General features: G+C 42.7%; 20 protein-coding genes. 11 read left to right on the top strand and 9 right to left on the bottom strand.

The features are described 5' to 3' along the window. Positions 1 to 4 precede the first annotated feature (4 nt). Complete coding sequence (locus tag JJ941_RS10735; RefSeq protein WP_290964934.1) at positions 5 to 538, top strand: hypothetical protein; 534 nt, start codon at positions 5 to 7, stop codon at positions 536 to 538. A gap of 172 nt (positions 539 to 710) precedes the next feature. Here the strand turns inward: JJ941_RS10735 and JJ941_RS10730 are convergent, their stop codons facing one another. Beyond that, complete coding sequence (locus JJ941_RS10730) at positions 711 to 1826, bottom strand: DUF3179 domain-containing protein (protein WP_290964931.1); 1116 nt, start codon at positions 1824 to 1826, stop codon at positions 711 to 713. A gap of 123 nt (positions 1827 to 1949) precedes the next feature. After that, a complete protein-coding gene (locus JJ941_RS10725; protein WP_290964928.1) occupies positions 1950 to 2375 on the bottom strand; it encodes a VOC family protein in 426 nt (141 codons plus the stop codon). 44 nt (positions 2376 to 2419) lie between these two features. Here JJ941_RS10725 and JJ941_RS10720 point away from each other — a divergent pair, with 44 nt between their 5' ends. Genes JJ941_RS10720 through JJ941_RS10705 form a run of 4 tightly spaced genes read left to right on the top strand, consistent with a single transcriptional unit; the run spans position 2420 to position 5972 of the window. Continuing rightward, positions 2420 to 3175, top strand: a complete 756-nt coding sequence (locus JJ941_RS10720; protein ID WP_290964923.1) for an alpha/beta fold hydrolase — start codon at positions 2420 to 2422, stop codon at positions 3173 to 3175. Between the two features lie 15 nt (positions 3176 to 3190). Beyond that, entirely contained in the window at positions 3191 to 4117 is a 927-nt protein-coding gene (locus JJ941_RS10715) for a bile acid:sodium symporter family protein (RefSeq protein WP_290964921.1), read from the top strand. Then, positions 4110 to 5378: a 1-acyl-sn-glycerol-3-phosphate acyltransferase gene (locus tag JJ941_RS10710; RefSeq protein WP_290964919.1), complete on the top strand. Its 1269-nt coding sequence runs from the start codon at positions 4110 to 4112 to the stop codon at positions 5376 to 5378. Before JJ941_RS10715 ends, JJ941_RS10710 begins: the two co-directional genes overlap by 8 nt. Positions 5379 to 5432: 54 nt before the next feature. Next, the gene (locus JJ941_RS10705; protein WP_290964917.1) at positions 5433 to 5972 is read left to right on the top strand and encodes a superoxide dismutase family protein; all 540 of its coding nucleotides are present in this window, start codon (positions 5433 to 5435) and stop codon (positions 5970 to 5972) included. A gap of 4 nt (positions 5973 to 5976) precedes the next feature. Here JJ941_RS10705 and ptsP read toward each other — a convergent pair whose 3' ends face one another. Both ptsP and JJ941_RS10695 read right to left on the bottom strand, forming a co-directional pair. Further along, on the bottom strand, positions 5977 to 7686 hold the full coding sequence (gene ptsP / locus JJ941_RS10700; RefSeq protein ID WP_290964915.1) for a phosphoenolpyruvate--protein phosphotransferase: 1710 nt from the start codon (positions 7684 to 7686) through the stop codon (positions 5977 to 5979). Between the two features lie 18 nt (positions 7687 to 7704). Next, entirely contained in the window at positions 7705 to 7977 is a 273-nt protein-coding gene (locus tag JJ941_RS10695; protein WP_255133503.1) for an HPr family phosphocarrier protein, read from the bottom strand. 171 nt (positions 7978 to 8148) lie between these two features. Here JJ941_RS10695 and gatC point away from each other — a divergent pair, with 171 nt between their 5' ends. Genes gatC through JJ941_RS10670 form a run of 5 tightly spaced genes read left to right on the top strand, consistent with a single transcriptional unit; the run spans position 8149 to position 13920 of the window. After that, positions 8149 to 8436: an Asp-tRNA(Asn)/Glu-tRNA(Gln) amidotransferase subunit GatC gene (gene gatC / locus JJ941_RS10690; RefSeq protein WP_290964913.1), complete on the top strand. Its 288-nt coding sequence runs from the start codon at positions 8149 to 8151 to the stop codon at positions 8434 to 8436. A 10-nt stretch (positions 8437 to 8446) separates the two neighbouring features. Continuing rightward, complete coding sequence (locus JJ941_RS10685) at positions 8447 to 10918, top strand: YfhO family protein (protein WP_290964910.1); 2472 nt, start codon at positions 8447 to 8449, stop codon at positions 10916 to 10918. Further along, entirely contained in the window at positions 10908 to 12212 is a 1305-nt protein-coding gene (locus JJ941_RS10680; protein WP_290964907.1) for a glycosyltransferase, read from the top strand. The genes JJ941_RS10685 and JJ941_RS10680 overlap by 11 nt, the downstream gene beginning before the upstream one ends. Positions 12213 to 12215: 3 nt before the next feature. Further along, the gene (locus tag JJ941_RS10675; RefSeq protein WP_290964904.1) at positions 12216 to 13229 is read left to right on the top strand and encodes a sulfotransferase; all 1014 of its coding nucleotides are present in this window, start codon (positions 12216 to 12218) and stop codon (positions 13227 to 13229) included. Next, on the top strand, positions 13204 to 13920 hold the full coding sequence (locus tag JJ941_RS10670; RefSeq protein ID WP_290964901.1) for a WbqC family protein: 717 nt from the start codon (positions 13204 to 13206) through the stop codon (positions 13918 to 13920). Before JJ941_RS10675 ends, JJ941_RS10670 begins: the two co-directional genes overlap by 26 nt. Here JJ941_RS10670 and JJ941_RS10665 read toward each other — a convergent pair. After that, on the bottom strand, positions 13917 to 14561 hold the full coding sequence (locus tag JJ941_RS10665; protein ID WP_290964899.1) for a PIG-L family deacetylase: 645 nt from the start codon (positions 14559 to 14561) through the stop codon (positions 13917 to 13919). The two genes, JJ941_RS10670 and JJ941_RS10665, sit on opposite strands and share 4 nt — an antisense overlap. A gap of 141 nt (positions 14562 to 14702) precedes the next feature. On the opposite strand from JJ941_RS10665, the gene wecB reads away from it, so the two are divergent. Further along, entirely contained in the window at positions 14703 to 15767 is a 1065-nt protein-coding gene (gene wecB / locus JJ941_RS10660; protein WP_290964896.1) for a UDP-N-acetylglucosamine 2-epimerase (non-hydrolyzing), read from the top strand. Here the strand turns inward: wecB and JJ941_RS10655 are convergent. The 4 genes from JJ941_RS10655 to JJ941_RS10640 are packed head-to-tail and all read right to left on the bottom strand — an operon-like array spanning position 15764 to position 20168. Next, entirely contained in the window at positions 15764 to 16957 is a 1194-nt protein-coding gene (locus JJ941_RS10655; protein WP_290964893.1) for a glycosyltransferase family 4 protein, read from the bottom strand. The genes wecB and JJ941_RS10655 overlap by 4 nt on opposite strands. Position 16958: 1 nt before the next feature. After that, positions 16959 to 18329 (bottom strand): polysaccharide deacetylase family protein, encoded by a 1371-nt coding sequence (locus JJ941_RS10650; protein WP_290964890.1) that lies wholly within the window; start codon positions 18327 to 18329, stop codon positions 16959 to 16961. Then, entirely contained in the window at positions 18326 to 19264 is a 939-nt protein-coding gene (locus tag JJ941_RS10645; protein ID WP_290964888.1) for a GNAT family N-acetyltransferase, read from the bottom strand. Before JJ941_RS10645 ends, JJ941_RS10650 begins: the two co-directional genes overlap by 4 nt. Continuing rightward, positions 19257 to 20168: a sulfotransferase gene (locus tag JJ941_RS10640; protein ID WP_290964887.1), complete on the bottom strand. Its 912-nt coding sequence runs from the start codon at positions 20166 to 20168 to the stop codon at positions 19257 to 19259. The genes JJ941_RS10645 and JJ941_RS10640 overlap by 8 nt, the downstream gene beginning before the upstream one ends. Between the last annotated feature and the right edge of the window lies 1 nt (position 20169).

Genomic DNA, 20169 nt, shown 5'->3' with positions numbered 1-20169 from the left:
GATTATGGGTAAACAATTCTACATAGCAGGAATTTTATTATTGATGACAGCAATAATCGGTTGCTCATCTTCTGAGAATGCGGTTTCTGTGGCTGATGAAATGGTTCAGGAAGAAGTACAGCCGGATGAGCGTATTTCATTAAACATCAACGAGGCCGTCTATTTTGATTTTTTCAAGAACGACACCACCTGGACCGGTGAATTGACCGTGTACACGCTGAATGCCGAGGGAGAGAAAGTGGTGCAATCGGAATATGTTTCGGCCAACGACAGCTCCTGGAGCGATTTTGACTTGTTTGTTGACTTCCTGAAGCTCTACCAAATTCAGCCTCAAAACGAGATCGAAGGCTGGGTTCCTGATTCCGGTCAGCTGCCCCGTCGGGTGTACAGCTTCGAAGTTTTTAATGGAGACACTACCCGTTCCTATTCTTATCAAGACCCGGAAAAAGACATCCGGGATTACTGGCAGGTACAGAACCTCCTAACCTTTGTTACCTTCATTCAAAACGACCTTCGATGGGTTGAAAAAGAACCTTAAACCGGCAGGCAATCTCCTTAACACTCAAAAGCTTTTAAACTTAACCCTTCCAGGGTTAAACCCCTTTTCCTGAGTCAGGATCATTGCCGTAACCCTGGAAGGGTTATTTGGTTATTCAGGCAACGCCAGTCATCTAATATTAATCGAACTCAGGTTTATAGGTTTCACCCCATCAGCTTTCAAATCCATAGATTTCCGGCAGGTTAAACATATCCCGGAATGCAAACCAATAGCCTGAATAAGATTTGGCAGGAAATAAGCGACCGCCTGCATTCGGGCCGGAAACAGCTTCACCAAACACATTCCACTTAGTACCGCTCTGATCCACCATCACCACGGGGAGCTCGTCCTGCACGGGTTCAAATTCCAGATCTTCGCCATTCAGATCTGATTTATAAGCAATAACAAAACTCAGCTTTGTACTCCCAACAATCACAAATTTCTCTCCCTCAAATTCATCATGAATAGTCTTTATATCCTCACCAAAGGCGCTGTATTCATACACCCGCACATTTGAGTCCTGATCTAAGCCGTCTCCAGTAAAAATGCCATGCACCCTGTCTTTGGCATTCAATCGGGTATCGGTTCTGTTTACGGTTGGAAAAAGGATCACCCCATCCATTTCTTCATACGTTCGGCCATAGGCATATTTCTCATAATCTCTGCTGTAGCCGGTATTGGTATTTAAAACCTTTGACTCAGGAAACATCGACTTCCAGGTTTCCCAGGTCGTATCCAACACATTCAACGGATCAATGCTTGCCCCGAGGTGCTCTCCGTGAATGGCTCTCAGTCTCATTTGCGACCATAACGAGCCTGTTTTCCGGTCATAGGCTATCAGGTTGTTCCTGTATATGAGCCCGGATGTGCCAAAATCGGGGCCTTCTTTGGGGCTCCATGCAATTCCGGTTGCCGTGAGTGGACAAAACGTAATCGTAACCTGACTTTCATCATTCACAATCTCATGCCAGTCCAATATTTGGTAGGGATAGGCGGTAGGTTCTCCATTCTTTATCAATCCAATTACGCGCCTGTTATCCGGGATGAATGTGACTTCTGACGCATCCGAAAACTCAGGTTCTTCGATAGGCGGAATGCCGTCCTTCCCCGGGCCTCCATCAATGATTTCATGTTCAGCTACCAGCCACTCGCTTTCGGTTTGAAAACCGGACCGGGAATCCTCATCACTGCTAACTGTTGTATGATCGCAGGAAAAAACGAATAGTAACAGAACCAGCATTAACGCCTTGCCTGCATTGCCAAAAGTAAATAAGACCAGAGCTTTCATAGCGGTAATTACCTGATGAGAACGTTATCAGATTGTTGACGCATTCAACTACCAATCTCTTACTTCACCCCCCGTCACCTATTCAAAATGTAGAATTTTTCATTTTCAATTCCCCAAAGCGGATTACTTAGCAAAAATCTGATCTTTATTTTGAAAGGCCTTGAACTCCAGCGCATTTCCGGACGGGTCGAGGAAAAACATGGTTGCCTGCTCGCCCGGTTCGCCTTTGAAGCGAATGTACGGCTCTATCACAAATTCGATATCTGCAGCTTTTAGCTTGTCGGCAAGCTTTTGCCATTCGTCCATTTCCAAAATCACCCCAAAGTGACGAACCGGGACTCCGTGTCCATCTACCGCGTTCATGGCGGATTGTTTGGCTTCGTCCGGGCTGAGATGAGCGACTACCTGATGCCCCCACATATTGAAGTCGATCCAGCTGTCGGAACTCCGGCCGGTTTCACATCCCAGAAGATCATGGTAGAACTTATAGGATTCTTCAAGATCTTTAACCGGAAATGCGAGATGGAAAGGATGCGTTGTGTTACTCATAATGTTGATTATCTTAAAAATTACACGCCAATAATACTACACTCATGAAATCAAAGAAAATAGAATTTACCGGCAGTCTCGGGGATACACTTTCTGCCAAACTTGACCTCCCGGAAAATGAACAAAAAGGCACGGTCTTGTTTGCACACTGCTTTACCTGCTCCAAGAACCTGAAAGTAATGAGTAATATCACCTCTATACTCGCCGAACTGGGGTTTGCCACTTTCCGGTTTGATTTTACCGGGCTCGGCGAAAGCGACGGTGACTTTGCTAACACCAATTTCTCATCCAATGTAGATGACCTGGTTGCTGCCTATAAATATTTAGAAGCTGAAGGTAATGCACCCACGATTTTAGCCGGACATTCACTGGGGGGAGCTGCTGTTTTGCAAGCGGCTCATCACATGGATTCTGTGAAAGCCGTAGCAACTATTGCAGCTCCGGCTCACCCCGCTCATGTACGCGAAAATTTCAGTATGCACCTTGCTGAAATTGAGGAAAAGGGAGAGGCTGAAGTCACCCTTGCCGGGCGGAAATTCACCATTAAGAAACAATTTCTGGATGACCTGAAAGAAGCCCGGATGTCGGATTTCATCAAAAAACTGGACCGCGCTTTGATGATCTTCCATTCTCCTCTCGACAATACGGTAGGCATCGATAATGCCTCTATGATTTTTAATGCCGCAAAACATCCCAAAAGTTTTGTATCCTTGGACGAGGCCAGTCACCTGCTTTCCGACGATAAAGACAGCAAATATGTGGGTAAGGTAATGGCCACCTGGGCTGAAAAATACATCTAACGTTAGTATAAAATTATGAGCGAATCGATTGATGCCCTTCAGTTGAACCTGAACAGTGGCGGACTGCACATCATGAATGTGTCGCTGGCGATCATCATGTTTGGGGTAGCTCTGGAACTGACCGTTGAGGACTTCAAGAAAGTAGCCAAGAACCCAAAAGGCACTGTTATCGGTCTTTGCTCCCAGTTTTTTTTACTCCCTGCACTTACTTTTTTATTGGTTGTTTTGATGGAGCCACACCCCAGTTTTGCATTGGGAATGATGATGGTTGCCGCTTGCCCGGGAGGAAATATATCCAACTTTTTCTCTCTTTTAGCGAAAGGAAATGCGGCCTTATCGGTGAGCATGACGGCCTTCGCCACCCTGCTTTCCATATTCATGACCCCCTTTAATTTTGCCTTCTGGGCCAGTTTATACGGCCCCACAAACGCCATCCTTACTGAAATTCACCTCGACCTCTTTGAAGTATTTCGAATTATCATCCTGATTCTCGGGATACCGCTTATCCTGGGGATGACCCTGCGGCACTTCAAAGACACCTTCTCCCAAAAAATATCCCCGTTTATTAAGAACTTCGGAATTATCTTTTTTGCCGGTTTTGTGATTGTGGCCTTCAGCATGAACTTCGAGCACTTTACGAGTTACGTACATCTGGTTATCGCCCTGGTATTTTTCCATAACGCAGTTGCTCTGATGAGCGGTTACGGATTGGGGTATATCTTCAAGCTTCCGAAACCGGATCGTAAGTCCATTGCCATTGAAACCGGAATTCAAAATTCGGGCTTGGGTTTATTGCTGATTTTCAATTTCTTTGACGGGCTCGGCGGTATGGCTTTAGTGGCTGCATGGTGGGGCATTTGGCATATTATTGCCGGTCTCAGTATCGGATGGTACTGGTCAATTGGAAAATCAACTTTACAACGCGTCTTTACTAATGCGTAAAAAAAATTATTTGTGGTACCAGTTTTGGCGACATACTGTAGTAGGAAATGGATTACGCTTTTTTTATTCCACCGTTAAAACTTCCGGCAAGGAGCATCTCCCCAAAGACAAACCCATTCTCTATGTGCCTAATCACCAGAATTCATTCATGGATGCTCTGCATGTGGCAACTACCACCAAACCGGTAATTTACTTTCTTACCCGGGCGCAGGCCTTTAAACCCGATATCATTGGGAAATTCCTATGGTCCATCAATATGATGCCCGTTTACCGTGTGCGCGATGGATTGAAGTCGGTTCAAAAGAACAACGAGATTTTTGAGAAATGCATCCAATACCTCAAAAATAAAGATACCGTTCTGGTTTTTGCCGAAGCCAATCATAATCTAAAACGAAGGATCAGGCCACTAAGTAAGGGTTTTACCCGTATTGCTTTTGGTGCAGAAGAAAAGCACAATTGGGAACTGGATTTACAGATTGTACCGGTTGGGGTGAATTACAGTGAACACCGCACCGGTGGAAATGCGGTTCAGGTTAATTATGGGAAACCCATTCCGGTGAGCAACTTCCGATCTCTGCTTGAAAAAGACGAAAAGGAAGCTGTAGAAACTATGAAAGAGCAGGTTTCAGATGCTATGAAGGAACTTGTATTTCATGTGGAGGACTTAAATGAATATCCCGTACATAAGATTTTGTGGGATGACCTGGAGCCCGATAACTTCAAGATCATTGACCCGGAAATAGCAAATCCAAGAATCCGGAAAACCCACGAGCACATCACTCCTGAACTTATAGAAAAAGCAAAGGAACTGACTAAAATAGCTGATAAACACGATGTGGATCTTAATGAGTTAGCCTGTGGAAAACAGGTTGGGGTGAAAGATTTCGTCCTCTTTCCGTTTTACCTGTTCAGCCTCTTGAACAATATCATCCCTTACCAACCCATTCGTTATTTGATCAGGAATGTGATCAGAGACAATGCTTTTGACTCATCCATAAAATTCCTGAGTAGCTTATTTTTACTGCCGATTTTCTATGTACTGGTCTCTCTGATTTTACTTTTTACCGGAGTTGATGGAGGCTTCATACTTGGATACCTGGCTTTAAGTGTACTTACTGCCCCATTGTTTATCAGGGCTAAGCAGCTTTTTAGTCCGCGTTCCGGGCGCAAATTGAGAAAGAAAAAGCCCGCTTTATATGATAAGCTACAGTCTCACCTTCAATCATTTAAAAAGCTTCGGGAGTCTATACTGAATGAATGAAGCTCTTGGATTTGATGTTGAATTAGCGAATCTCAAAACAACCAAACATTTTATATGAAGCTCTATTCTGTGATTTTCGCTTTCTTACTAATGGTAACCGGATGTACAAAAAACACCGAAACGGAATCCACATCGATGCAGGCAGAGCCGGCTCATTCTGAATTAGTCGCAACTGTAATGCCGGTTGGGGAAAACGATGTCAGCGGGTCTGTAATGTTTTCTGAAGCCGAAAATGGAGTACAGGTCCGAGGTAGTTTTGAAGGGCTCGAGCCCGGAAATCATGGTTTTCACATTCATGAGTACGGAGACTGTACAGCTGATGATGGAACCAGCGCAGGAGGACATTTTAATCCTGCCAATAATCAGCATGGAGCACCATCTGATGCCGAACGGCACATGGGCGACCTCGGAAATATTGAAGCCAATGAAAACGGCAAGGCTACGGTAGATTACACAGACCAAACCGTAACGCTCGATCAGATTTTAGGACGAGGTATCATTATACATGCAGGAGAAGATGATCTCGAGTCACAACCCACAGGAGCTGCCGGAAGTCGCGTTGCTTGTGGTGTGATAGGAGTTGCTCAGAAGTAGGAACTCAGTTCTTCCAGTCTTCAAAAAGTTTTTCAAGCTCTTCAACGGAGGATAGCTCCAGTGCAGATTTTGCAAATTGCTCAAACTCTGCTTTGGTCTTGGAGTGAAGGAGTTCACTGATTTCGGGTATCGACTCAGGCACCATGCTCAACTCCTGAATGCCCATACCGATAAGGCAGGCTGCGCCGATTTCATCACCGGCCAGTTCGCCACATACGCTCACGTCAATGCCGGCTTTTTCCGCTCCCTTAACCGTGTTACTAATCAAGTGCAGCACAGAAGGGTGGTAATGCTGAAATAGATTGCAGATGCGCTCATTTCCGCGATCCACCGCCATCGTATATTGTGTGAGGTCGTTAGTACCCACGCTTAAAAAATCCACTTCTTTGGCAAAGTGATAAGCAGAAAGGGCAACACTCGGTACTTCCACCATCAACCCAAGCGGAATCGATTCACCTAACTCTACACCCTCCGTTTTCAGTTCTGTTATAACGGATTCAAGTTCATTCTTAATCTCAGCTACTTCATCGATCACAGATACCATGGGCACCAAAACCCGAATTCTTCCCGGATATGCAGCTGCAGTTCTAACAATTGCTTTGAGCTGATTTTGGAGGAGTTCTTTTTCGTCCAGCAGCAGGCGTATGCCTCTCCATCCTAAAAACGGGTTCGCCTCTTTCACCGTCCGGCTGCTGGTTTTATCTCCGCCAATGTCGAACAACCGAATCGTAACCGACCCGGTGGATCGTTCTAACACAGCCGAATAAAAAGCTCGTTGTTCTTCCATGCTTTTTCTTAACCGGTGGCCAAATAACAGGCTCTCCGTTCTCAGCAACCCAATACCCTGCGCGCCGTGTTCTTTTATTTTTGGAAGCTCGGCCTCGAATTCAATATTAGCTGTAATTTTCAGGGAAACGCCATCGGCCGTCTCAAAACTGTCGAGGCGCTTTTTCTTTTTCCGGGCAGCTTCTTCAGCTTTTTTACGATATCTGGATATGGTTTTACGCGACGGGTTTAAAATCAAGGTTCCCTCTGCGGCATCCAGAACTAACATCTTATCATTAAGCACTTCCTTGGTCGCTTTTTCGGCACTTACAATACAGGGAATTCCAAGCGATTTGGCGATAATGGCAGCATGAGAGGTTACCCCACCTTTCTCCATGACCAAGCCAATGGCACCGTCTTCATAATAAGAAACCAGGTCGGTTGGGCTGATTTCACGCGCGACGATAAGCGAGCCTTTCTTTACCGATTTCTTTTTCTTTTGATCACAAACCAGGTCTATGAACCGGTCCCGTATGTCCTCAAGATCTACAATGCGCTGCCGGAACAATTCGGAACCACTTTGTTTCAGTCGCTCAATAAACTGGCAGTAGGTTTGATAGATGGCGAAATCAACACTAAGGAGCTTGTCTTCTATGATTTCAAAAACGCTCCTCTCAATTTCGGCATCCAGAATAATTTGCTTCTGCGTATCAATTATTTCTACTGAGCCGGCATCATTCAGTTCATCGGCCATCAGCTGAAGCTCAGCAATAAGACTCTCCTTCGCTTTTAAAAATCGATTTTTATGCTTCTTTACCGCCGATTTATTAATCGAGGTTGGAGTAACCGTCTTGGATTCGGAGCTCAATAAAACAGCTTTACCTATAGCCACACCGGAGCCAACACTTCGGCCTTTTAATGTAATTTCATCGGTGTTTGTGGCTTCCATAGTATATGTATCCGGCTGTTATTCGTCTTCCATTCCAAATTTATTCTCTACCAGATCTACGATGGCTTCCATGGCTTCTTCTTCATCCGGCCCTTCAACCTCCAACTCTAATTCCGCACCGGATTCAGCAGCCAGCGTCATAACTCCCAATATACTTTTCCCGTTAACCCGATATCCATAGCTGTGTATGAAAAAATCGGACTTAAACTTACTGGCAAGTTTAACTAGCTGCGCCGATGGACGCGCATGTAAACCCGCTGAATTTATTATGGTTACTTTCTTTTTGATCATGGAGATAAAATAGTTGCTTAAAATGGAAATAAAATCTGCAAGATGCCAAGTTTGAACCTAAAATATAGAACCTTCATTCTCAAAACAGCCCCTATTTATAACAAATTTAAAAACCGATTAATCTTTCACCCAATGTTTCTTAAATTCAGCCAAAACAAATAAACCATATATATGTCTGTAACTGAAAAAGATGTTCGATACATGGCCGACCTGGCCCGACTCCAACTTTCCGGGGAAGAAGTAAAATCCTTTGCTCAGGATATAAATAAAATTCTGGATTATATGGATCGCCTGGATGAACTGGACACCTCTGATGTTGAGCCGCTGGAGCATGTGATTGACCTAGATAGCCGCCTTCGAAAAGACAAAGCCGAAGCTCCTCTTTCGCATGATGACGCACTCAAAAACGCTCCCGATTCCGACAGCGACTACTTCCGTGTTCCTAAAGTGATTGAATAACCCCTCTTTTATGACAGACCCCAAAAACGCCTCCCAACAGGATTTCTTTGCCAAGCTCCCTGATAGTCGCCAGCATATTATTGCGCTGGTCATTCTATTTCTGATTCCGTTTGTGCTGTTTACTGCTACAACAATAGGAGGCAAAGAATTTAAAAGACACGACATTACCCAGTGGAGAGCCGGTGCGGAGTCTGTAATTGAATACCGCGAAACCTATGACAAGGAGCCGCTGTGGGTTAACAATATGTTTGGCGGCATGCCTTCTTTTGTGGTATCCACAAAGGATGCTGTCCCATATTTAGATCGTATTGCAAGTTTATTTTCCAACATCTACCCGGCTTTTCAATACTGGGTGCTCCTTTCCGGCACCTATTTCCTTTTAGTGATGATGGGTTTCCGGACTTTGACGTCTTTATTTGGCAGCTTGATGTACGGCTTAACCACCTATTTCCCGATTATTATTGTAGCGGGACATACTTCTAAATTTGAAGCCCTGGCCTTTGCTCCCTGGATGATTGCCGGATATTGGCTGCTTACACGAAAAGAAAAGAAACTTCCCGGTCTCCTTCTTTTCTCAGTTGCTGTCACACTTGAGCTTCGGTCTGCCCATCCTCAAATAACGTATTACTTTGCTTATCTGTTAGGATCGCTTTGGGTTTTCGATACCTGGAAGGCTTACAAAGATCACCGGCTTAAAGAATGGGGCTTAACAACAATATTTTTGTTAGCAGGTGGTATTGTTGGGCTGTTAGGCCATGCACAAAAACTTCTTGCTCTTCAGGAATATGCCGAATACAGTATTCGCGGGGGCTCAGCCCTTGATAATTCAACCGGCCTCACCTCCAGCTATGCTTTTGCCTGGTCGCAGGGAATTCGGGAAACCTGGACGCTGATTATGCCCAATATTTTTGGCGGAGCTTCACCGGAATACTGGGGACCCAAATCTGTTACTTCCGGTCCCCACTATTTTGGGGCACTCAGTTTGCCGTTCGTAATCCTTGCATTAATGAAGCGGCGCAGTAAAACCATGTATGCCTTTTTTGCTGCCGGAACGCTCGGCATCCTTTTCTCATGGGGCGGTAACTTCAGATTGCTGAATGAATTTGCCTTCGATTATATCCCCTATTTCGATAAGTTCAGAGCCCCGGAAACCTGGCTGACTTTAGTTGCCTTTTGCTATTCGGTAGTGGCCGTGTATGGGCTTGACTGGTTTGCGGATTTTGTGAGCTCCAAGAAGAATGAATTCAAAAAGCTTTATTTGCCGCTCGGAATAACGGGAGGGGTTTTAGTTGTGCTCTTTATTATGTTGAGTTCAATGGATTTCACTCGCACGGGCGAAGTTTCAAATATTGCCAATCAAATTGCACGGCAGAATCAGGTAAGTGTAGATAATCCTCAGGTTCAGCGAAGAGCTCAGAGTTATGTAAACACCCAGCTTGCTCCCGAACGGGAAGAAAAAGCCAACAGCGACTTAATGAGACTGGCTATTATTTTGATTGTAGCAGCGGGCCTAATGTATCTGACAACCTCAGGCAAAATTCCTGTAAGCGTCAGCCTCATGGGCTTCACCCTTATTCTTGCCGTTGACATGATAAGCGTTGATAAACGCTACATCCCCGAAAACACCATTGTGGCTGGGAATGTCAGCCCGGAGAAAACCCTGGAATCCCAGCGCCGTGATATCGACACTTTTATCGAAGAACGGGTATCAGCTGATACTGAATATCCATACCGGGTTCTACCCATTCTGGACAATCCATACAGCAATGCCACGCCCGCATACTTCTACCCAATGATTGGGGGGTACACCGGAGCCAAGCTGAGTGTGATTCAGGATGTGATGTATGGTCAGGGGCCGTTGAATCTCCAGAATCAGAACTTCAATCCACAGCTACTCGACCTCTTCAATGTAAAGTATGTCACCTATGTTCAGGGGTTACCTTTTGATGGTTACCAGCCGGTTTTTGAAAGCCAGAATGGCGTGGTTTACGAAAACCAAAACGTACTTCCCAAAGCATTTTTTGTGGATTCCGTTATTACGGTTCAGGATCCAAACACAGCCTTCAACTACCTGATGCCTAGGCAACTTGACTTTTCAGAAACAGCCGTAGTTGAAACCAATCAAGCGCTTACTTCATACAATGACACTACTTCTACTGTTGAAGTCACCAACTATACCGGACCGGAAATGACCCTCGAACTTTCGAGAGCCCAACCCGGGTTCCTGGTGCTGAGTGAAGTTTATTATCCCGCTGGATGGACAGCTACATTGAACGGAGAAGAAATTCCGATTTATAAAACGAATTACTTCCTTCGGGGAATGGATATTCCGGCCGGAGAGCATACACTGGAATTGAATTTCATGCCCCGCTCTTATGAAATCGGGGTAATGCTCGGCTGGATTTCTGTAATCATTCAGGCTCTTTTGGCAGCTTTTTGGATATTCACATGGTTCAAAGCCCGCAATTCAAGTGGCTCGTAAAAAAATCCTTATCGTTTCTTACTATTGGTACCCTTTTGCGGACGTAGGTACTTACCGCATTTCCCGTTTTGCAAAGTATTTGGCGAAGTCCGGCTGGGACATTGTAGTTCTCACCTCAAAAAAAGCTGCGGCGGGAATGAAAGGAGAGCCGGATGACCCTGTACTAGAGAACATCAAAGTTTACCGGGCAAACATTATTGAACCCGTGAGTCTTTTGAAGGGTAAAAAAGGGGGTAGTGCTAAAACCAGCAATCCATCTATTTTTTATCAAAAAGATGCCGGCTTTATTTCCCGTTTAGCTGTATGGGCTCGGCTCAATATTATGATTCCGGATGCCAAGTTTACCTGGAAATGGTTTGCTGTACCCCTTGGTAAAAAAGTGATTGAACAGGAAAAGCCTGATGTGATTTTATCAACATCTCCCCCTCCAACTACCAGCCTTATTGCCAGGAAACTGGCTGCATGGAGCGGACTTCCCTGGCATGCTGATTTCAGGGATCCATGGACTAATATCTATTACTATGATGACAATCCACCAAGTGCATGGGCCCGAAAGAGGAATAAAAAGCTTGAGGCTTCTGTCCTCGAAAAAGCTGACCGGTTAACCGTAGTTAATCATGGTTTCTTTCCAAGCTACCATCTTGAGGATAAGCTGACTAAAATCCCCAATGGCTTTGATCCGGATCATGTTCTGAATAAAAAAGAAGTACCTCAAACAAATGATTCCGTTTTTTATATACGGTACTTCGGGAGTATGAAAATCAACCAATACCCTGAAGCCTTCATTAAGGCTTTGCATACCTTGTCTGTTGATTACCCGGAAATAGCCGAAAATATCCATTTTGATTTCTATGGGAATATTGACCCCAACATAAAAGATGATATTAAGTCAGCTTCCCATATCATCAAAACAAGTTTTACAGGTTACATCCCCCATGATGAGATGATGAAGAAAGTGAACTCATCTGATTTGCTTTTACTTCTGATTGGAAGAACGAAGAATAGTAAGTTTGGTCTATCAACAAAAGTATTTGAGTATATGACTTCAGGGAAACCTGTTATGGGTATTGGCCCGGTTGATGGGGCTGCTTCAGAATTAGTTACCAATACCAATATAGGTAAGTTTTTTTCTCATGAAGATGAGAAAGGTGTAGCCAGCTTTATCAAGGAAACCTATCATGCCAAGCAAAAAGAGGAAACCCTTTTTAACCCTTCTCAAAAGGCCATACAGCAGTATGACTTTAGTTATCTTACAAAGAGACTTGAGAAAATATTGGTTGACCTAATTTCGTGACCTATGCCGAACGAGCTTGAAAAACTGAACGAAAAACGAACCGGGAAGTACCACAAGCCGGTTGAAGAGGAGTCTTTCCTTGAAGGCTTGAACAATATCCTCGAGAAAAAGGAAAAAGAAGAATATCAAAACCTTAGCATCAATCACCCTCTGATTTTTGTAATCGGGCTTCCTCGCTCAGGCACTACCTTGTTGACACAGGCTTTGGCACATGGACTTGATATTTCTTATATCAATAACATTGCTGCACGCTTTTGGGCGGCTCCCCTTCATGGGTTAAAACTGTCCGATTCTTTACTTGACGGAAATGATGGCCCTCGCTTCCAATCCGATTATGCAACCACCCATAAGCTTAACGACATCCACGAATTTGGATACTTCTGGAGAAAATGGTTAAAGAAAGACAGTTTTGAGCATATGATTAATGCTCAGGATTATGAGTCAGAAATAGACTGGAATGGGTTAAAAAAAGTGCTGGGCAATTTAACTTCCTTCAGAAACAAAGCATTTATTTTTAAAAACATCTTTGGGGCTTTTCACATATCAAAGCTTAACCAGGTTTTGGGAAAAACACTCTGGATTTATATTGAAAGAGATATTCTGGATGTTGCGGTATCAAATCTGAATGCCCGAAAGAAATTTTATGATGATCCAAATACTTGGTGGAGTACGGTCCCCCCTGAATATCCCAATTTAAAGAGCCTGGATACCTTTCCACAAATTGCCGGTCAGCTACATTACCTGAAAAGGTTTTACCGAAGGGAAATGAATAACCTTATTGCTGAGGGAAATGGACTCCATATTACTTATGACGAACTATGTAAGAACCCTTCTTCTTTTCTGAAAGTAGTGCAAGATAGAGTTGAGGATCTGTATGATTACAAGATCTCAATGAATCATGAGCTTCCAGCTTCTTTCTCTCCTAATAAGCACGATGATGATAAGGACTTAAAAAAAGAATTTGAAAAGTATTTAACTGAATTCCATAAAAATGACCCAATCCCAGAACTCAGCTAAAGTAGTTGGAATCCATCAACCAAACTTTTTACCGTGGCTCGGCTTTTTTGATAAAATTGCCAAATCGGATGTGTTTGTTCTGATTGATAATGTGCAATTTGTGAAAGGCCACATCTGTAACCGAAATAAAATAAAGAACAATCAATCCGAAGCCGTTTGGATTACAGTTCCGGTAAGTAATAAAAAAGGCACGGATGTAAACTTTAATGAGTTGCCCATAGCCTACGAACAACATTGGGGAACCAGTATCATAAATCAAATCAGGGGAAGTTATGGAGGAGCCCCCTATTTTGACCGGTACATGGAAAAGCTATCCCATTATTTTACTGAAAAAGAATACGATTCATTGGGTGATTTAAACATAGCACTCATCAAATTTTGCTGTACTGAGTTGGGTATCACCACTGAACTTATTACTGCCTCACAAATCGATGAAGAATTTGGGACGAATAATGATCTAAATATTGGTATATGTGAGTATTTTGAGGCAGATACCTACTTATCTGGTCAGGGAGCAAAAAAATATAATGACGAAGAACAGTTCCAAAAAGCAGGCATTCAACTAAAGTATCAGCAATTTGACCACCCTGAGTATAAACAACTTTTTAAGGGCTTTATTCCAAATCTGTCGGTTATTGACCTTCTTTTAAATGAGGGGCCGGATGCCGGAAGATTTTTTGAATTTAGTTAGATCTTATAACGAACTACTTCAAAAGCTTCGGCAAAGTCTTCTTTCACCTGCACGCCCCTGACTCTGGCCAGTCCTTCGATAAAGTCGCGTGTGAAGTAATTTCGCTTTTTTATCAGCTGAGATTCGTACACCGACATCATCTCCCATTTTTTACCCATATGCGCTTTGCTTAAGGTAACAAAAGCCTGGGTGGAGAAGTCAACATGGTTCCAGGGCAGCTCATATCCCCAGATACTGCACTCTTTAAAAGCACGCAACCCTTCATTAAATACCACCTGATGATCCTGATGCACATCATTACCGGATGGCAGCAACACCAAATCGGGTTGAATCTCATTTCTGAGCCGCACCATTTCTTCCAATACTTCCTGCCTGAAATAGGAAAGTTTTCTAACCTCGTATTCATAAATAAAATACTGGTCTTCAGGTACTCCCAGGATATCCATGGATGCAATAAACTCTTTTCTCAGGATATCCGGATCAGAGCCCTCCGGCACGGAGGCTCTGGCCGTTGAAAAAGCCGCTACAAAAATTTCAATACCCTCTTCATGAAATCTGGCAAGCGTACCCCCGCATCCTAACTCGGCATCATCTGTATGAGGAGCCAAAACCAATATTTTTTTAATTCCGGTAAATGACATTTTCTAAAATTTTTGGATGTTTGGTATCAAGGATACTGAATTTAACTATGAATTATTACCAAGTTTTAGGCAGGTTTTCTAAAAAAAGAAAAAAGAGTTACTGTATCTTACCCAACGATTTAAATCTAAAAAATACAGCTCGTGAAAACCATATTAACCGTAGTTGGTGCAAGGCCTCAATTTATTAAAGCAGCAGTAGTTTCAAAAGCTTTGACAGATGCGGGCATTACAGAAGAAATCATTCATACCGGTCAACATTACGACCATGAAATGAGTAGCATATTCTGGGAAGAGCTCGACCTTCCGGCTCCAACCGTGAACCTGGAAGTAGGATCCGGACATCATGGTGCTCAAACCGGGATTATGCTTCAAAAAATTGAACAATTTATTCTTAAGTCCGACCAAGCTCCTGATGCCCTTCTTGTTTATGGTGATACAAACTCTACTTTAGCAGGAGCATTAGTGGCTTCAAAACTGCATATACCTGTGATTCACATCGAAGCAGGTTTACGAAGCTTTAATCGTGAAATGCCTGAGGAAACAAACCGGGTTTTAACCGACCACATGTCAACACTTTTATTTTGCTCATCTAAAGGGGGGGTTACACAGCTAGCTAAGGAAGGCATTAAGAAAAATGTTTTTGATGTAGGAGATGTGATGTATGATGCATTGCTTACTTTTTCCAAAATAGCTGAAGAGAAAGTGAATTTTTCAGCTATCATCCCATTTGCCCCTAATAATTTCTACCTGGCTACCGTGCACCGTCCGGCAAACACTGATTCTGAAAATAACCTACGCTCCATTCTGCAAGCATTTTCCGAAATAAATGAACCCGTTGTATGGCCGGTTCACCCCCGAAATAAAAAGAGGCTAAGTAACATTCAGCTGCCTGAAAACCTACACCTGATCGAGCCTGTTTCCTATTTCAAAATGATGACTTTGCTGAAGAACTGCACGAAGGTGATTACTGATTCCGGTGGCCTCCAAAAAGAAGCTTACTGGATGAAGAAGCCGTGCATTACCATCCGGGAGGAAACGGAATGGACAGAGACTTTGGATGGAAACTGGAACCAAATTACAGGAGCTAACACAGACAAAATACTCTCTGCTATACATGCTAACCCGACCTCCGTCTGGAAACCATTATATGGTGAAGGTGATGCAGCTCAAAAAATTGCCGCACACATTAAGAACTATTTCATCTAATTAGAGGCCAGGCTTTTATAGTAACTGATCATAGGCTCTACAGTAGCCTCCCAGTTAAACTCTTTTTCTACAGCGCGCTTTCCGTTTTCAGCCAATATTTTGGCTTCATCAGGATGCGACAATAAATAATTGATTTGATTAGCCAAATCCCTGTCATTTTCGGATTCGAAAATTTTCCCGGCTTCATGTTCGGTTACCATACGTTCGAGAGAGGTACAGTTGGAAGATATAACAGGTAACTCTTCCGACATATAATAACCTAGTTTGTGAGGAATGGACGCATCAGTTTGAACGGACCGAACATGAGGAATCAACCCGATCGTTGCACTTTTCACATAGCTTCGGATATTTGACTGGTCTTGCCACCCTTCGAATATTACAAAATCCCTTAATGCATGTTCATCGGTTAAAGCTTCAAGCTCAGAACGATTTCGTCCGTCCCCAACTAAGAGTAGCAGAGCGTCAGGGTGCTCATCTTTAACAAACTTCATAGCACGGACAGCTGTTTCCAACCCCCGGTGCAGATCAAACCCGCCGGAATACAGCAAAATCTTTCTGTTCTCATACTTTGTGATAATATCTTGCTTGATTGGAAATTCCCGAAATGCCTGGATATTAGGGGTATTGGGAATTACAAGGACTTCATTCTCGCCAAATCCCATCCCTGTATAGCGGTCTTTCATTTCGGCTATAACTGAAATGATACGATCCGATTTTTCCAGCCACTTCTTTTCAAGCTTCTTCCATCTTTCTAAAGAAATTAACCACTTGCCAGGCGGACGTGTACTCCAGGCATACTGCGATAAGGCTTCTACATAATTTTCATGCAGGTCTGCAACCAATGGAATTTCAAATTTTTCCTTTATCATGATCCCCGCTTTCACCAGATATAAATCATGGGCATGAACAGCATCAAAAGGTTTCCTGGCATAAGCTTTTTTTGCATACCGATAGAAAAGGTGGGAGTATAAATCAAAAAAGCCTACTGCTCCCCGCAGCTTTTTTATGATTTTGTTCGATAATTTAAAACGATGAACCCTGACCCCATTCACCATTTCAATTTCGGGCCTGTCATCCTCCGCAAGCGAAAGAACCGTAACCTCTAAACCATTCTTAACAAGTGACTCCGCCTCATTCTCAACTCGCTGATCCGGAGGATAGGCATGATCCAGTAGCATTAGTATATGCATATTACAGTGATAAAAATTTCTTAAACAAGGTTAGTTTTTCCGGTTCAATCAATTCATGATTGTGCCATAAAAGCACAAATTCTCCACCAAGCCGGTTTAATTGATTATGGTAAAACACAATCTTTTGACCGGCCTCCTTTACAGTGTATCCCATATACTTATTTGCCAATAAACTGGCTTCCATTACAATGAGCGGATGAAGTTTAATTTTCAATGATTTTTTTGATTCCCAATCGAATGCTCTGAAAGGAAATGCCACACCAGCCCTGTATCCTGTCCTGTCTGCATAGCCAAGAGTATAATCATGTTTAATACCGGCTTTTTGTAAAATACGAGGCGTATGCCTCCAATCCCACCGTAAATAATGCTTTCTGCTGGTTTCTACAGGAGCATCAATACCAAGCGATTTACATACCTTTTGAAGTTTTTGCACTTCTTTGCGTAGCAGATCAGGATTATGCCTGGTTTTGTAGGAAGGGTGCAACCCGATTTTATGTCCTGCTGTGTGTACCTTCTTTAAAATATCGGATATAGCAGGGTGATTGATATCATAGATAGCATCATATTCACTCTTTGGTTCACCCGAAATAAAAAAGAATGTACTTTTTAAATCATGTTTTTCCAGTAACCGAACAAGCTCATTAAAATTATTATAAGGGTCTACTCGATAATTCCCTTGTTTTACTTTTTTGTAAAGCTGATATCTCTTTTTTGCTTTTTGGGGCTTCTTTCGCACCAGCACATCACCGGCCAGCCTTTTTATTAATCGGGTTTTGGAATAGTTGAGGTATTCAAATGGCTGATCAACATCATGAGAAATATGTTTTGAATAGGCAGGCAATTTCTTTCCCGGCTTTAGTTTTTCATCTCCAAACAAGTGTCCGGCCAATATGGTAAACCATTCCTGAATGATGGGGCGGTCAACCAGATTTTTTTTTACCAGGAATGAAGTAGACCCTATCCGGCGCTGATGCGTATCCTTTTCTGCAAAATGAATATCAGCATACCCGCTCATCAGAAAAAAAGCCATTCCGATAACATCAACGGGTAACGTTCTTATACCGGAGTCATTAGTCCTTTGCTTATTGGCAAACCATCCGGGTAGTTTGTCAAGAGATGCATTGTCATAACCCGTTTGATAGGCTTCTACTTCGGGTAATAATTTATGATCCTTTTTATAAATCTGATCAAAGAAAACGTCTGGTATAAGGATCTGTTTTTCTTCAAAAGTAATGGAATAGTTATCCGCTTCATCCAGTATTTCCAGTGCATAGTCCAGTTTCAGGAAATCCCTTACTAATACATCAAAAACGAATTGCTTTTCTGAAATGTAATCAGGGCTTGAAGTTATCTTAACAATCTGATCCGTCATTCCTTGATTCTCTTTAGCAGTTTCTTTCCATAATGAAAGGGAGCAAATCTCCTACTGACTGCTTGAATATTATGAAAGTATACCTGCTTAGCTCCAAAAGAACTAAAATATCGCTCAATAGATTTAATACTTGAGCCTTCAAAATCAAAGGCATTTTCTCTGCTGTTTGCTTCTTTTATGCCGTTCCAGAGCACCAAAGATACTGCCCCGGGAACATCAGAATCCGGGTCAAATCCCCCCGCCAGATAGTATGTTGCATCATCATCATGAATAAACAATTGAGCAGCATGGAGTTTTCCTTTAGAATCTTTGGCCCCGAAGATACTCGCTCTTTCTCTTGCAGACGCTTGTTTAACCAATTCTGTAATAACTTCTTTTGAATACGATGGCTTTAAACCTTGCCGGTCAAAAGTTTTGACAACCATATCATATAACTCTCCTACTTTGATGTTTTTGCTAACTTCAAGCTCTTCTTCGGCCCGGCGAATATCTCTTCGAACAGAGCTTTTCAATCTCTTCCAGGTTTTGTCGGTATCAAATGGATACTCGAACCTAAACGTAGTTAATGAGTGCTGGGTAAACCCATTCCAAATAAAGGGCAGATAATTGATAATGTCTTCGTTCAGATTGTAAGTAAGTTTATCAAAGGGAGGAAGCTTCCCGATAAGCTTTTCGAGCATGGACCGTTCGGTACTGTGAATCGTTTCAATTTTAGGGCTTGTTTGCTTTATCCACGGCCCTAATTTCTGTGTCAAAACAGGCATTTGTACAAACGTAAAGCCTTTCTCTTTCCTTTTCACTACCGGCCAGCGTGCATAAATTTCCCCGCCTTTCTCAATACGAATATCTTCCCACCGGTTAGGTGCTACAATATCTAACCACCAGGGTTGCATAAATATATTTCCGGGCAACTCATGAGGAGTCATTTCAATCATTCCAGATTTTTTTTAATTCTTCTGCCAATTCATCTTCAGGTGCTTTAGAGTATGGAAAAGATGGAGGTATAAGTTCACCTATTTTTTGAACATAATCATTTAGATGAAACTGATGGGCTACCTCTTCAACCAATTTCCGTGGATTCTCACAAATATCTTTATATGATATTTTCATGAACGATACCCGGGCTTCTGCTAAATCTCTTCGAATAATAGATTCAATTTCATTGATTTGCCAAACCACTTTTTCAATTTCAGGAAGTTTGTTTTTTTCAATCCATCCCGGCGGTTTAACACTCCACCACTGTTCTGATCTAATTCCATTTGCATCCCGTGCATTTATAATCGAATGAGCGGTAGCTACCTTATCTCTTGTTACCCACAAGAAGACAGAATCAGGAAAAAGTTTAGCTAGTGCTTTAATTCTCAGAGAATGGACTGTATTCTTAGAAACAAACAGCTTGTTCGGATAGCTGATTGCTTGTATCACTCTCTTGAATTCTTTAGCATCTTTTTCATCCAAATCATCAGCATCTGTGTATGGATACTCTTTCGGGAAGTACTGGTAAAAAAGCGGACCTCCTTCATGCGGGCCATTGGCAGATTGGGTATATCCATAAGCAGATTCAAATGAGGGAGGGATCAATTTTTTGGAGTAAAGGAATCGTTCTGCCATCCTTGTTAACAGTGCTATCCGATATCTCTTCACAACCCGGTTGCTCAGGTAAGAAGTTTTAAAAGCTGTGCAAAAAAGCTGATAAGCTAATGTAGTTCCTGACCTTGGCACCCCGATGATCCAAACCGGCTTCACATTATGATTATAGGTCAATGATTTTCTGAAATATCTTTCAATCGGCTTCAGTGCTATACTTTGTAAGGATATAAGAAATTGACTGAGCTTCATC

It is taken from the genome of Gracilimonas sp., from assembly GCF_017641085.1.
Classification (GTDB): Bacteria; Bacteroidota; Rhodothermia; order Balneolales; family Balneolaceae; genus Gracilimonas.
Note: the sequence above shows the minus strand (reverse complement) of the source record. Positions and strands in the feature narration are given on the sequence as shown.

Coding starts and splice junctions, on each gene's coding strand:
- ptsP (WP_290964915.1), bottom strand. CDS start 7,686: ATGGAAGCCACAAACACCGATGAAATTACATTAAAAGGCCGAAGTGTT.
- JJ941_RS10665 (WP_290964899.1), bottom strand. CDS start 14,561: ATGTCATTTACCGGAATTAAAAAAATATTGGTTTTGGCTCCTCATACA.
- gatC (WP_290964913.1), top strand. CDS start 8,149: ATGTCTGTAACTGAAAAAGATGTTCGATACATGGCCGACCTGGCCCGA.
- JJ941_RS10685 (WP_290964910.1), top strand. CDS start 8,447: ATGACAGACCCCAAAAACGCCTCCCAACAGGATTTCTTTGCCAAGCTC.
- JJ941_RS10645 (WP_290964888.1), bottom strand. CDS start 19,264: ATGATTGAAATGACTCCTCATGAGTTGCCCGGAAATATATTTATGCAA.
- JJ941_RS10720 (WP_290964923.1), top strand. CDS start 2,420: ATGAAATCAAAGAAAATAGAATTTACCGGCAGTCTCGGGGATACACTT.
- JJ941_RS10725 (WP_290964928.1), bottom strand. CDS start 2,375: ATGAGTAACACAACGCATCCTTTCCATCTCGCATTTCCGGTTAAAGAT.
- JJ941_RS10670 (WP_290964901.1), top strand. CDS start 13,204: ATGACCCAATCCCAGAACTCAGCTAAAGTAGTTGGAATCCATCAACCA.
- JJ941_RS10655 (WP_290964893.1), bottom strand. CDS start 16,957: ATGCATATACTAATGCTACTGGATCATGCCTATCCTCCGGATCAGCGA.
- JJ941_RS10640 (WP_290964887.1), bottom strand. CDS start 20,168: ATGAAGCTCAGTCAATTTCTTATATCCTTACAAAGTATAGCACTGAAG.
- JJ941_RS10695 (WP_255133503.1), bottom strand. CDS start 7,977: ATGATCAAAAAGAAAGTAACCATAATAAATTCAGCGGGTTTACATGCG.
- JJ941_RS10710 (WP_290964919.1), top strand. CDS start 4,110: ATGCGTAAAAAAAATTATTTGTGGTACCAGTTTTGGCGACATACTGTA.
- JJ941_RS10735 (WP_290964934.1), top strand. CDS start 5: ATGGGTAAACAATTCTACATAGCAGGAATTTTATTATTGATGACAGCA.
- JJ941_RS10650 (WP_290964890.1), bottom strand. CDS start 18,329: ATGACGGATCAGATTGTTAAGATAACTTCAAGCCCTGATTACATTTCA.
- JJ941_RS10730 (WP_290964931.1), bottom strand. CDS start 1,826: ATGAAAGCTCTGGTCTTATTTACTTTTGGCAATGCAGGCAAGGCGTTA.
- JJ941_RS10715 (WP_290964921.1), top strand. CDS start 3,191: ATGAGCGAATCGATTGATGCCCTTCAGTTGAACCTGAACAGTGGCGGA.
- JJ941_RS10675 (WP_290964904.1), top strand. CDS start 12,216: ATGCCGAACGAGCTTGAAAAACTGAACGAAAAACGAACCGGGAAGTAC.
- JJ941_RS10705 (WP_290964917.1), top strand. CDS start 5,433: ATGAAGCTCTATTCTGTGATTTTCGCTTTCTTACTAATGGTAACCGGA.